12 protein-coding genes are annotated in these 12,953 nt (G+C 61.5%); 3 read left to right on the forward strand and 9 right to left on the reverse strand.

From position 1 onward, the window contains the following. Positions 1 to 2: 2 nt before the first annotated feature. From AC07WS_RS28300 to AC07WS_RS28320, 5 genes are read right to left on the reverse strand one after another with little or no spacing between them, the layout of a single operon-like run. Positions 3 to 1,310 carry a sulfate adenylyltransferase subunit 1 gene (locus AC07WS_RS28300; RefSeq protein ID WP_494732270.1) on the reverse strand — a complete coding sequence of 436 codons (1,308 nt, stop codon included), beginning with the start codon at positions 1,308 to 1,310 and terminating at the stop codon, positions 3 to 5. Continuing rightward, positions 1,310 to 2,251: a sulfate adenylyltransferase subunit CysD gene (gene cysD / locus AC07WS_RS28305; RefSeq protein WP_494732271.1), complete on the reverse strand. Its 942-nt coding sequence runs from the start codon at positions 2,249 to 2,251 to the stop codon at positions 1,310 to 1,312. Before cysD ends, AC07WS_RS28300 begins: the two co-directional genes overlap by 1 nt. 44 nt (positions 2,252 to 2,295) lie before the next feature. Continuing rightward, positions 2,296 to 3,015: a phosphoadenylyl-sulfate reductase gene (locus tag AC07WS_RS28310; protein WP_494732272.1), complete on the reverse strand. Its 720-nt coding sequence runs from the start codon at positions 3,013 to 3,015 to the stop codon at positions 2,296 to 2,298. A 10-nt stretch (positions 3,016 to 3,025) separates the two neighbouring features. Continuing rightward, entirely contained in the window at positions 3,026 to 3,613 is a 588-nt protein-coding gene (locus AC07WS_RS28315; RefSeq protein ID WP_494732273.1) for a DUF934 domain-containing protein, read from the reverse strand. Next, a complete protein-coding gene (locus AC07WS_RS28320) occupies positions 3,606 to 5,297 on the reverse strand; it encodes a nitrite/sulfite reductase (RefSeq protein WP_494732274.1) in 1,692 nt (563 codons plus the stop codon). Before AC07WS_RS28320 ends, AC07WS_RS28315 begins: the two co-directional genes overlap by 8 nt. A gap of 153 nt (positions 5,298 to 5,450) precedes the next feature. Between AC07WS_RS28320 and AC07WS_RS28325 the strand changes: the two genes are divergently transcribed. The 3 genes from AC07WS_RS28325 to AC07WS_RS28335 all read left to right on the forward strand — a co-directional run bounded on the left by AC07WS_RS28325 (position 5,451) and on the right by AC07WS_RS28335 (position 8,313). Then, a complete protein-coding gene (locus tag AC07WS_RS28325; RefSeq protein ID WP_494732275.1) occupies positions 5,451 to 6,392 on the forward strand; it encodes a CysB family HTH-type transcriptional regulator in 942 nt (313 codons plus the stop codon). Between the two features lie 15 nt (positions 6,393 to 6,407). Next, entirely contained in the window at positions 6,408 to 7,061 is a 654-nt protein-coding gene (locus tag AC07WS_RS28330) for a class I SAM-dependent methyltransferase (RefSeq protein WP_494732276.1), read from the forward strand. Positions 7,062 to 7,221: 160 nt separating this feature from the next. Further along, entirely contained in the window at positions 7,222 to 8,313 is a 1,092-nt protein-coding gene (locus AC07WS_RS28335) for a porin (RefSeq protein WP_494732277.1), read from the forward strand. A gap of 6 nt (positions 8,314 to 8,319) precedes the next feature. Here the strand turns inward: AC07WS_RS28335 and AC07WS_RS28340 are convergent, their stop codons facing one another. From AC07WS_RS28340 to AC07WS_RS28355, 4 genes are all read right to left on the reverse strand, one after another. Continuing rightward, on the reverse strand, positions 8,320 to 9,480 hold the full coding sequence (locus AC07WS_RS28340) for a sensor histidine kinase (protein ID WP_494732278.1): 1,161 nt from the start codon (positions 9,478 to 9,480) through the stop codon (positions 8,320 to 8,322). Positions 9,481 to 9,580: 100 nt separating this feature from the next. Further along, on the reverse strand, positions 9,581 to 10,348 hold the full coding sequence (locus AC07WS_RS28345) for a LytR/AlgR family response regulator transcription factor (protein ID WP_494732279.1): 768 nt from the start codon (positions 10,346 to 10,348) through the stop codon (positions 9,581 to 9,583). Positions 10,349 to 10,417: 69 nt separating this feature from the next. Beyond that, a complete protein-coding gene (locus AC07WS_RS28350) occupies positions 10,418 to 11,767 on the reverse strand; it encodes a sensor histidine kinase (RefSeq protein ID WP_494732280.1) in 1,350 nt (449 codons plus the stop codon). A gap of 234 nt (positions 11,768 to 12,001) precedes the next feature. After that, the gene (locus tag AC07WS_RS28355; protein WP_494732281.1) at positions 12,002 to 12,547 is read right to left on the reverse strand and encodes a PEP-CTERM sorting domain-containing protein; all 546 of its coding nucleotides are present in this window, start codon (positions 12,545 to 12,547) and stop codon (positions 12,002 to 12,004) included. Positions 12,548 to 12,953 lie beyond the last annotated feature (406 nt).

Genomic DNA, 12,953 nt, shown 5'->3' on the forward strand with positions numbered 1-12,953 from the left:
CGTTACTCGCCGAGACGGATCATGCCGGCGGCCACGGTCTGGTGCGTGACTTCATCGATCAGGATGAAGGCGCCGGTCGCGCGGATGTCGTCGTAGGCGTCGGCCGCCAGCGGCTGCTGCACGGTCAGGCCGATGCGGGCGATGTCGTTCAGCTTCAAGCCGTCGGCGCTGTGGCGCTCCTGCGTGTTGATGTCCAACAACGAATCGATGCCGGTGATCTTGGCCGAGGTCTGCTTGGTGCCATGCTTGATCCAGTACTTGCGGCGCTGGTCCAGCGGTTCGTCGGACATCCAGCAGACGTCCGCCTTGAGCTGCTTGAGCAGGGTGGCCGGCTGCGCCGCGCTGGCCAGCAGGTCGCCGCGCGAGATGTCCAGGTATTCGTTGAGCAGCAGCGTGACCGACTGGCCCACCACCGCCGACTGATGCGAACCTTCCAGCGTGACGATGTCCTTGACGGTCGCGCTCTGGCCGGACGGCTGCACCACCAGCTTGTCGCCGACCGATACCTTGCCGGCTTCGATGCGGCCCATGTAGCCGCGGAAGTCGTTGGCTTCGTGGCCGTTGTGGCGCGCCACCAGCTGCACCGGGAAGCGGAACGGCGCGTGGTGTGATTCCTCGTACACGGACAGCGATTCGAGCAGCTCGATCAGCGTCGGGCCCTTGTACCAGCTCAGTTTCTCGCTGGCGTCGACCACGTTGTCGCCGGTCAGGGCGGACAGCGGGATCGGCGTGATGTCCTTCAGGCCCAGGCTCGCGGCGAACTCGCCGTAGGCCTTGACGATGCGGTCGTAGATGGCCTGGTCGTAGTTCACCAGGTCCATCTTGTTGACGGCGACGATCACGTGCTCGATCTGCAGCAGGTGGGCGATGGTCGAGTGGCGCTTGGTCTGGATCAGCAGGTCCACGCCGCCGTCCTCGCGCAGCTTCACCTTCGACACGTCGATCAGGATGATGACTGCGTCGGCGGTGGAGGCGCCGGTGACCATGTTGCGGGTGTACTGCTCGTGGCCCGGCGTGTCGGCGATGATGAACTTGCGCTTGGGCGTGGCGAAGTAGCGGTAGGCCACGTCGATGGTGATGCCTTGTTCGCGTTCGGCTTCCAGGCCGTCGGTCAGCAGCGACAGGTCGACCGCTTCGCCGACGGTGCGTTTGTGCTTGGAGCGCGACATGGCGTCCAGCTGGTCGGCGAAGATGCCTTTGCTGTCGAACAGCAGGCGGCCGATCAGCGTGGATTTGCCGTCATCGACGGAACCGGCGGTGATGAAGCGCAGCAGTCCGCGCTCGGTCAGATTTTCATTCAATGCGTTCATCAGAAGTATCCTGCTTTTTTACGTTTTTCCATCGATGCTTCGGAGGTCTGGTCGTCCATCCGCGTGGCGCCGCGTTCGGTGATTTGCGTGACTGCGGTTTCGGCGATGATCTGCTCCACCGTGGCGGCATCCGACGACACCGGGCAGGTGCACGAGATGTCGCCGACGGTGCGGAAGCGCACCACCTGGGTCTCGACGGTTTCGCCTTCGCGCGCCGGGGTCAGGTCGGTCAGCGGCACCAGCAGGCCGTTGCGCGGGATGACTTTACGTTCGTGGGCGAAGTAGATCGGCGGCAGTTCCAGCTTTTCGCGGGCGATGTATTGCCACACATCGAGTTCGGTCCAGTTCGAGATCGGGAACACGCGCATGTTCTCGCCCGGATGGACGCGGGTGTTATACAGGTCCCACAGTTCCGGGCGCTGCGATTTCGGATCCCACTGGCCGAATTCGTCGCGGAAGGAGAAGATGCGCTCCTTGGCGCGGGCCTTTTCCTCGTCGCGGCGGGCGCCGCCGATGCAGGCGTCGAAGCCATGTTCGGCGATGGTCTCCAGCAGCGTGACCGCCTGCGCGGCGTTGCGCGAATCGGTCTGCGGATTACGCAGGCGCACCGTGCCTTTTTTGATCGACTCTTCCACCGAGCCGACGATCAGGCGTTCGCCCAGTTCGGCCACGCGCTTGTCGCGGAAGGTGATGACTTCCTCGAAATTGTGGCCGGTGTCGACGTGCACCAGCGGGAAGGGGAATTTGCCGGGGCGGAAAGCCTTCTCCGCGATGCGCAGCAGGACCACCGAGTCTTTACCGCCCGAGAACAGCAGGGCGGGATTGCTGCATTCGGCCGCCACTTCGCGCATGATGTGGATCGCTTCCGATTCCAGGGCGTCGAGGTGGCGCGCGTTCATTTGCGTTGCATGCGCGGCGTGGTTTTCAACTATAGCGTTCATGGACTATGCCTGTTCTTTGTGTGCTTTTGTGCGGCGCTTGCTCATCAAGCGGCCACGGATTTAATGCGTATCAGTTTACCGTCGACCATGTGCAGGCCGCATTCCTTCGAGTCCGGGTTCTCCCACCACCAGCGGCCGGCGCGGACGTCTTCGCCCGGCTCGATGGCGCGCGTGCAGGGCGCGCAGCCGATCGATGGATATCCCTGGTCGTGCAGCGCATTGTACGGCACGTTATTATCGCGGATATAGTTCCACACGTCCTGCTCCGACCAGTCGGCCAGCGGATTAAACTTGGTCATGAAGTGGGCCGGATCGTCCTCTTCCACCATCAGCGAGGTGCGGGTGGCCGATTGCGCGCGGCGCTGGCCGGTCACCCACGCCTTGTTGCCGGCCAGGGCGCGGCCCAGCGGCTCGACCTTGCGGATGCGGCAGCATTCGCGGCGCATCTCGACGCTGTCGTAGAAGGCGTTCAGGCCGTTCTGCGCGACGTAGGCTTCGACCGCTTCCGGCTGCGGCTTGTACAGCGCGATCTCGTAGCCGTCGTAATGCTCCTTCACGCGCTCCAGCATGGCCAGCGTTTCAGGATGCAGGCGTCCGGTTTCGAGCGAGAAGATGCCGATATCCAGCTTGGATTTCAGGATCAAGTCGGTCAGCACCATGTCTTCGGCCGCCAGGCTGGAGGCGAACACCGCCGGGCTGTGGTCCTTGACGATGCGGGCCAGCGTGGCGCTGGTGTCCGCAATCAGCTTGCTCATGTCACTCATCGATACTCCTTCAGATGCCGTAGCCGTCGTTGTTGGCGCCAACGCCGACATTGCGGGCATGGCGGCGGAACAGCGGTACCTTCTGGTCCACCGAGGCCTGGTAGGTCTCCGAGAAATCGGACAGTCCTTTCAGCGCTTCGTGGATGCTGCGGTCGGGCCGCGTGGCGTAGGCGTCGAAGCCGACGCGCTGCATCGAGAACAACTGGTCGCGTAGCACGTCGCCGATGGCGCGCAGTTCGCCGGTCCAGCCCAGGCGGGTGCGCAGGTTGTAGGCGATCGAGTAGCCGCGGCCGTCGGTGAACTTGGGGAAGTCGACGGCGACCAGCGCGAACTTGGCCAGATCGTCCTTCAACGCTTCCGGGCGCTCGTCGCTGGCGATCCAGACGCCGATCTCGCCGGCGGCGGCGCGCGCCGACAGCAGTTCGCGCTGCACCAGCCAGAGGCTCAGCGGAACGATGAATTTACCCGCCGGGACAGCAACGGTGGCCGGGTCGTGCCTGGGCGCGCCGTCGACCGGCTCGGCCAGGCGCAGCACCTGCCAGTCGTCTTCGACGATTTCACGGCCCTTGATGATCAGGTTCTTCACTGCTTCAGACATATTCATCCTCTCCAACCAGGCGACCGGCTTCGGCGATCGGCGTGGCGTACACAAATTCCTTGAACGGCGCGACGCCCAGGCGCTGCGCGCAGTCGGCGAACGACTCGCCTTCGTAGCGCTCGCGCACATACACTTGCAGCAGGCGGCCTATCACTTCCGGCATCTGCAGCGCGGAGAACGACGGCCCGATGATCTTGCCGATGGCGGCGTTGTTGCCCTGCGCGCCGCCGATCGACACCTGATACCATTCGCTGCCGTCCTTGTCGACCCCCAGCACGCCGATGCTGCCGACGTGGTGGTGGCCGCAGGCGTTGATGCAGCCGGAGATATTCAGTTCGATCTCGCCGATGTCGTGCTGGAAGTCGATATTGTCGAAGCGTTCCGCGATGGCGGCGGCGATCGGCAGCGACTTGGCGTTGGCCAGCGAGCAGAAGTCGCCGCCGGGGCAGCAGATCATGTCGGTCAGCAGGCCGATGTTCGGCGTGGCCAGGCCCTTGGCCTTGACCTGTTCCCACAACGCGTACAATTGCGACTGCTCGACGTCGGCCAGCACGATGTTCTGCTCGTGCGTGACGCGCAGTTCGCCGAAGCTGTAGCGGTCGGCCAGGTCGGCCATGAAGTCCATCTGCTCGGCGGTGGCGTCGCCCGGCGGCACGCCGGTCTTCTTCAGCGACAGCACCACGGCCGCGTAGCCGGGCTGCTTGTGCGGCTTGACGTTGCGGTTGATCCAGTTGGCGAAGGCCTTGTTGCCGGCGTGCGCCGCGGCCACGTCGCTGTCGTCGAGCTGCTTGTAGGCCGGCGGCTGGAAGTAGTCGATCACGCGCTGCATCTCTTCGACGGTCAGCGTTTCCGGCCCGTCCTTCAGGTCGGCCCATTCGGCTTCGACCTGGCGGGTGAATTCCTCGACGCCGATGGCCTTCAGCAGGATCTTGATGCGGGCCTTGTACTTGTTGTCGCGGCGGCCGTACTGGTTGTACACGCGCATCACGGCCTCGGTGTAGGTCAGCAGATGCTGCCACGGCAGGAAGTCGCGGATCACGCTGCCCAAGATGGGCGTGCGGCCCATGCCGCCGCCGGCCATGAACTTGAAGCCGATCTCGCCGGCGTCGTTGCGCACCACGGTCAGGCCGATGTCGTGCACAGCGATGGCGGCGCGGTCTTCGACGGCGCCGTTGATGGCGACCTTGAACTTGCGCGGCAGGGCGATGAATTCAGGGTGGAAGGTGGACCACTGGCGCAGCACCTCGGCGTAGGGACGCGGATCGATGATCTCGTCGGCGGCCACGCCGGCGTACGGATCGGAGGTGGTGTTGCGGATGCAGTTGCCCGAGGTCTGGATGGCATGCATCTCCACCGAGGCCAGGTCGGTCAGGATGTCCGGGGTCTGTTCCAGCTCCACCCAGTTGAACTGGATGTTCTGGCGGGTGGTGAAGTGGCCATAGCCGCGGTCGTACTTGCGGGCGATGTGCGCAAACATGCGCATTTGCTTCGATGCCAGCAGGCCGTACGGCACGGCGATGCGCAGCATGTAGGCGTGACGCTGCATGTACAGGCCGTTTTGCAGGCGCAGCGGCAGGAATTCGGCTTCGGTCAGCTCATCGGACAGGCGGCGGCGCACCTGGTCCCGGTACTGGGCGATGCGTTCGCGGACGATGAGATGGTCATATTGGTCGTATTGATACATATTCTTCCTAGATAGTCGCTTGCTAGAACCCCCAAACTAGCGCTAATAGTAATAAACTTCGTCTTTATTCCATACGACTTAGTCTTTATTTGCTTATATACGTATTGGGTATAAGCATGCACGTTAATAATTTATGATGGGCCCGGATCTGCAATGAACCTTCACCAACTGCGCTTCGTGCGCGAAGCTGTACGCCAGAACTACAACCTGACCGATGCCGCCAAGGCGCTGTTTACGTCGCAACCGGGCGTTTCCAAGGCGATTATCGAGCTGGAGGAGGAGCTGGGCGTCGATATCTTCACCCGGCACGGCAAGCGCATCCGCGGCCTGACGGAGCCGGGGCGGCTGGTGCTGGAATCGGTAGAGCTTATTATGCAGGAGATCGACAGCCTCAAGCGCATCGGCAAGGAATATGCGGCCCAGGACAGCGGCAGTTTTACCATCGCCACCACACACACGCAGGCGCGCTACACGCTGCCGAAGGTGGTGCAGGCCTTCATGCTGAAGTTCCCCAAGGTCCGGTTATCTTTATTGCAGGGCAATCCCCAGCAGATCGCCGAGATGGTCCAGCGCGATCAGGCCGACCTGGCCATCGCCACCGAATCCATCGCCGGCGTGACCGGTTTGATAACTTTGCCATGTTATCAATGGGAGCACGTGGTGGTGGTGGCGCCGGACCATCCCCTGCTCAAATCGCGCCAGGTGACGCTGGAAGAAATTGCCGCTTTCCCGATTATCACTTACGATGGCGCCTTTGCCGGCCGCAGCAAGATCGACCATGCCTTCTCCCTGCGCGGGCTGAAGCTGGACGTGCTGCTGGAAGCCATCGACGCAGACGTGATCAAGACTTATGTGGAGTTGGGCATGGGGATTGGTATCATAGCGGGCATGGCCTTTGACGCCGAGCGCGACAAGAACCTGCGCGCCATCCCCGTGGGCCACCTGTTCGGCATGAATGTGTCGCGGGTGGCGGTCAAGCAGGGGGCTTATCTGCGCAGCTATATCTACACCTTTATTGAACTGCTGACGCCTACGCTCAACCGCAAGTTGATCGAGCAGGCCATGAGCGGTGAAAAAGAACACTACGAACTGTAAATTAGAAAGTAAGACATGATTACCAATCAGTTGGCACAATTTTATGCCGTCAACGCCGACAACTATGACCAGGTCTACGCGCAGGAAGAGCGCTTCGACGATCTGGACGACTTGCAGGAAATGGTCGCCGAGCTGTTCCAGGGCCACAAGGTGCTGGAACTGGCCTGCGGCACCGCTTACTGGACCGACCTGATCGCCGAAGTGGCGGAGTCGGTGCACGCCACCGACCTGGTGCCGGAAATGATCGCGCTGGCCGAAACCCGTGGCCTGGACGAAGACGTCGTCAGCTTCGGCGTGATGGACGCCTTCAACCTGCCGGACGGTCTGGAAGGCAAGTACACGGCGGTGTTCGCGGCCGGCCTGTGGGCGCACGTCAAGCGCGAAGACCAGGAAAAGTACCTGAAGACCCTGCGCGCCAAGCTGGGCAAGGATGTGTTGCTGGTGCTGCTGGACGAGTCTTATGTCGATGGCAACAGCATGGTGTTCGCCCGCACCGACCTGGAAGGCAACACCTTCCAGATCCTGACCGCCGACGACGGCCAGCGCTACGAAGTGATGAAGAACTACCTGACCGACAGCACGCTGCGCAAGCGTTTCGCGGCGTCGGCGCGGCAGATCCGCGTCGAGCGGCTGGAGTATTACTACCTGCTCAGTTGCCGACTGAAGTAAGCCAGCCCTCCCCAAGCCGCCTTGAGCGGCTTTTTTTATGGTGATGTCGATTTACAACAAATGGCCATTGTCACATTGTTGAAGTAATTGATAGGCATGATTCGCCCCGTAGATTCATTACATGCAATTACTTCTTCCAACCTCAAGTAGAGAACATCAAGTGAAAAAACTTACTCTGGTAGCAATGATCATCGGCGGTTTCGCAGCTCAAGCACAAGCTCAATCGAATGTCACGATCTATGGCCTGGTTGATGCCGGCCTGGTCAGCGAGCGCGGCGGCGCTGCTGGCAGCGTGACCAAAGTCACCAGCGGTATCGGCGGCCAGTCCCGTCTGGGCTTCCGCGGTACCGAAGACCTGGGCAACGGCCTGTCGGCTATCTTCACCCTGGAAACCGGCGTGAAAGTGGACGATGGCGCACTGGACAACGCCAACAGCGCCCTGTTCAACCGCCAGGCGTTCGTCGGCCTGAAGAGCAAGGATGCCGGCACCCTGACCATCGGCCGTCAATACACCATGCTGTACAACGCCATGAGCCAGGTCGCCGACCCGTTCGGCGCCGGCTACGCTGGCAGCATCAAGAACCTGTTCCCAGCGGCCGGCGCGAACACCCGCACCAGCAACGCGCTGGTGTACGCCACCCCAAGCTATGAAGGCTTCAGCGCCGAAGGCCTGTATTCGCTGGGCGAGCAGGCTGGCAGCTCGACCGCCGGCCGTCAGTTCGGCTTCGGTCTGAACTATGCGAACGGCCCGCTGAACACCCGTCTGGTGTACAACAACCGCAACAACGACACCGCCGCCGTGGGCGCCACCCCTGCCAAGCTGCAGGACACCGGCCGCAACACCATGTTCGCGATCAATTACGACTTCCAGGTTGTCAAAGCCTTCTTCGCCTACAGTGCGGACAAGGGCGTGAACAGCGCGGCCCTGCCGGTGGCCAACGCCTACGGCTACGCCGTGGCGCCCAAAGCCAGCACCGACAGCAACGACCTGTTGATCGGCGTGCAAGTGCCGGTCGCTCCGAGCGGCACCATCATGGCTTCGTACATCCGCAAGAACGACAAGACCGCCAGCAACCAGGACGCCGACCAGTGGGCGCTGGGCTACCTGTACTCGCTGTCGAAGCGCACCGGCATGTATGTCGCCTACGCCAAGATCAAGAACAAGAACGGCGCCGGCTACACCGTTGGTAACAACAATGAACCAGGTACGGGCGACAAGGCCTTCAACGTCGGCATCCGCCACGCGTTCTAAGCGGGATCAGGCGGCGTTGTCCTGAGGCGGCAGCGGCAGCCGGATCGTGATCCGGGTGCCGCCGTCGCTGACGATGGAAATGTCGCCATGCAGTGCCCAGACGCGTTCGCGCATCCCGATCAGGCCGAAGGACGATGCCTTGTCCATGTCCTTTTCGGCGATGCCGCGGCCGTCGTCGTGTATGGTGATTTTCAGCTGCCCATCGGCCCGGTGCAGCGACAGCATGACCTTGCTTGCCTCGGCGTGGCGGGTGATGTTGGTCAGCGCTTCCTGCGCAATGCGGAAGATGGCTGTGCTGTAGGCGTCGTCCAGTATCAAATCCTCTTCATTCGCGTCCAGCGTGCAGGCGATGCCGTAGCGCGCGACGAATTCCTGGCGCAGGCTCTCCAGCGCAAAATACAGGCCTCCCTCGTCGAGCGCGCGCGGCCGCAAATTGCTGGCGATGCGCCGCAGCGATGTGATCGCCGACATCAGCAGCTCGTCCATGCCGGCCTGGAGCTTGCGGGCCGCCGCGTCGTTGCTGTGCTGCTGTTGCAGCAGCGCCAGGTCCACCCGCAGCGTGGCCAGTAGCTGGCCCAGGTCGTCGTGCAGTTCGCGGGCGATGTGCTTGCGCTCCTCTTCCCGTATCGTTTGCAGCGCTGCCGACAGTTCGCGCAGCTGCGAATAGGATTGTTCCAGCTGCTCTTGCACCAGTTTGCGTTCGGTGATGTCGCGCAGGATGATGGTGTAGATGCGGTGGCCGTTTTCCGCCAGCGACGAGATCGACCCCTCCAGCGGGAAGTGCTGGCCGCTGGCTTTGAGCCCGGTCACCGCGTAGTCGCTGGCGCGCCGGCCCTTCATGCGCAGGCGGATGCCGGTGTTGCCGAAGTAGCGGGTGGCGGTCGATTCGTTGCTCAGGCGCTGGTCGCGCGGGATGAACTGCTGGAGGGGCGACCCTTCCATCGCCTGCACCGTGGTGCCGAACATGGCGGCCGCCGAAGGGTTGGCCTGCAGGATGTGCTGGCGCTCGTCGGTGGAGATGATGGCGTCGTTGGCGTGCTGGATGATGCCCCGGCTGCGCTTGTGGGCGGCGGCTGTGCGCGCGCATTGCCAGCCCATGCGCCAGGACAGGCGGCTGGCGAGCGCGATGGCGCCCGCGAGCAGCAACAATGATCGGGTACGGCCCATGCGCGCCTCCGTGCGGCCGGCGGCCGCGTGGGTTCACACTAAAGCAAGCGCGGGGAGGAGGATTGATATGCCGCAGACGCGCTCGGCGCCGGCGGCGGGATTACATCTGCTTGAACAGGTGCAGGAAGCTGCGGCTCACTTCCAGCTTGTCCGGTTTCCCTTTGATCATGACCAGATGGCGGCCGCGGATGTCGCGCGTCACGCCTTCGATGGCGTTGACGTTGACCAGCGTGGCGCGGTGGATTTGCCAGAACAGTGCTGGATCGAGCTCTTCGGCCAGGTCGCGCACCGGCTTGCGGATCAGCGCTTCGTAGCGCTCGGTCTGGACGCAGGTGTATTTTTCATCGGAACGGAAGAACAGGATTTCCTCGACCGGGATCATGCGCAAGTCCTGGCCGATACTGGCCTGTATCCATTGCAGATAGGTGGGCTTGGGCGCGGTGATCTTTTCCGCCAGCTGCGACAGCATCGCCGTCACGCTGGCGTTGACGTCGGCGGCCGCGCCCGGCTTGCTCATGCGGGTCTTGAGGCGGTCGACCGTGATCTGCAGGCGCTCCTGCTCGGGCGGTTTGAGCACGTAGTCCACCGCGCCCCGTTCGAACGCTTCGACCGCGTAGGCGTCGTAGGCGGTCACGAACACGATGTGGCTCCTGTTGCCGATGACCGTGGCCGCTTCCATGCCGGTCTTGCCGGGCATGCGGATGTCGAGGAAGGTGAAGTCCGGCTTGAGCTGGTCGACCAGTTCGATCGCCTCGTCGCCATTCTTGGCTTCGCCAATGATTTCCAGTTCGGGCCAAACCTGGCCCAGGCGCATGCGCAGTTGGTCGCGCATCAAACGTTCGTCGTCGGCAATGATTGCTGTAGGCATGTGGGTGTGTTCTGCAATGTTAATTATTTAAACAATTATTCAACGAATCGCTGCAATAATCAATCGATCTTATTTGGACAGCTGATAAGGCACTTCGATCGTGGCGATCACGCCGCTCGGGCTGTTGGCGGCGATGAGCAGTTGGCCCTGGTCGCCGTGCAGCAGTTTCAGGCGTTCGCGGATGGTCATCAGGCCCAGGCCGGTGCCGTCGCTGGGCACGGCGCCGAAGCCGAGGCCGTTGTCGGTGACGATCACGCGCAGCTTGTTGTGGGCCACGTCTGCGCGCACCTTCAGCGTGCCGCCCTCGGGTTTGGCTTCCAGGCCGTGCTTGATGGCGTTTTCCACCATCGATTGCAGCATCATCGGCGGGAAGGCGGCCGTGCGCAGACCGTCGGGGATGTCGAAGTCCACGGTCAGGCGCTCCTCCATGCGCATTTTCAGCAGGTTCAGATAGGCCACCACCATGTCGGCCTCGCGGCCCAGGTTGGTGATCAGGGCGTTGTCGCGCATCTGCGGCAGCACCGCGCGCAGGTATTTGATCAGGCTTCGCTGCATGGCCGAGGCGCGCGGCGGGTCGGTTTCGATCAGGTGTTCGACCGAGGCCAGGGTGTTGAACAGGAAATGGGGCTCGACCTGGGCTTGCATCATTTGCATCTTCGCTTCGCTGAGCTGGCGCTGCATGGATTCGCGCTCGACAGCGGCGTTGGCGGTCAGGGTTTCGGCTTCGGCGCGTTTCTTGCCGCCCATCAGGGCCTTGGTGCCGAACAACGCAAGCACCAGCAGCGAGACGAAGCTCTTGAACCAGGTGGAGGCTTGGCGGTGGTAGCGGGTGACTTTTTGTTCCGCGGCATCGTCGACGGCTTCCTCGATGGCGTTCGACAGCTCTTCGCCGATCTGCGGCGGCAGGTCGATGTGGACCTCTTCGCCCGGCAGGGTGGGCAGGGCGGGGACGGACGCCACGCCCGGCTTGCCGATTTTGGCGGCCGGGGCGGGAGGAGCGGGTGGGGCCGCCGGCGCCGCGTCGGCGGGTTCGGCCGGAGGCGCTACTGGCGGTACGTGCGAGGAGGAGCTGTCGTCGCTGCTGGAATCGGAGGAGTCGCCTTTATCGGCCTTGTCGGCATCCTTGTTGCGGATCTTGCCGCGCGGGTTGAAATGGATGCCGCTGTCGTCGATCAGGATATTGGTGTCGCCGTTTTTGCGTTTTGGATGCTTGTCGTTCTTGATCACGACTTCCTCGTCCGGGCTGGACGAGAACAGCTCGTCCTGCAGGATGGAGCCGGCGATCAGCGTCAACACCGCGAAGACCAGGAACTTCCACCACGACAATTGAGTCACCCAGGTGGCGGTCGCGTCGAAGCCGCGGTGCAACCAGGCGCCGGCGGTTTTCAGGGTGTCTTGCGTTTTAGGCATCGGAAACATGTGAGGCTTTCGTTCTATGTATTGTCATGCAAGCGGCAAGTGTAGCCTAACGACCAACTGTTAAGCCCTCATATTGCTTTGAAGGACAATGCTATTGGGACGATGCAACTGTAAGGGATGGCGGGACTGGAAGCCAATGGCGTGCGACAGTCTGCAGAAAAACGGGGATGGGAGGCAAGGGGAGGGGCGGGGACGCGCCGGTTGGAAAGGCCGGCGCGTTGAAAGGCAAGGGGATTACGCGGATTTCTTGCGGCGACGCTGAATGATTGCCAGGCCCAGCAGGCCTGCGCCCATCATGGCGTAGGTCGATGGTTCTGGCACGGCGGTCAATGTGGATACCGTGTCGGGGGTAAAGGCGTATGTCACGTAGTAGCCGGGCTGCTCAACTAGAATGGAAACGCCGGCATTGGAAATCAATGAAGTGGTATCGCGCCAATCGGTATAGTACGCAGCAAAATGCAAGCTTTGCTCATTCAGCTTGAAGGTGAACTGATCCATACGACAATTGCAATTGCTCTGATGGATGTATTCGGTATTGTCTATATCGGTGCCTTCTATCTTGAGCGAACTAACTTCGGCCTCGCTGATCACGCCATTGTGGTCCTTGTCCTCGCCGGTAAAACTTCCTGCGATATGGTAGTCGCTAATCCATGTGTCGGATCCGGGGAAAACGTCGCTACGTAATGCGCCGACGTAGCTGAAGTTATAGGTGACAGGAGCAGCCGTTGCTGATGCGCAAGTTGCTGCGGCGAACGCGATCGCGAGTAATTTTTTGAGCATAGTTCCGTTCCGTGGTGGTTGATAAGAATCATGGTTTCATTGTAAACAATGCCTGTTTATCAATTCTATCCAACAATCACTATTGCAAAAATTATTACACATCGCAGCACTTGCGGAATTCATAGGCGTTTGCTATAGTTCGCCCCCTCGCAGAACACAGCACGTAAATGCTGAGTTAGGCGAAGAAAGAAGAGCTTGACGAGATAAACGAAACACTTCATAATCTTGCCTCTTCGCTGATGAACACAACGCTTCTTCAGCAAGCAGTACCGAATAAGTTCTTTAAAAATTAACAGTCGATAAGTGTGGACGTTTGATGAAAGTGCACAGCAGGCTAGTCCTGCTGATACTTAAAATATCAAATGTTCACAAGAAGTAATGAAATAGGCGCTATGAAAATAGTGGC

Source organism: Duganella sp. GW821-FHT01E12 (assembly GCF_059422325.1).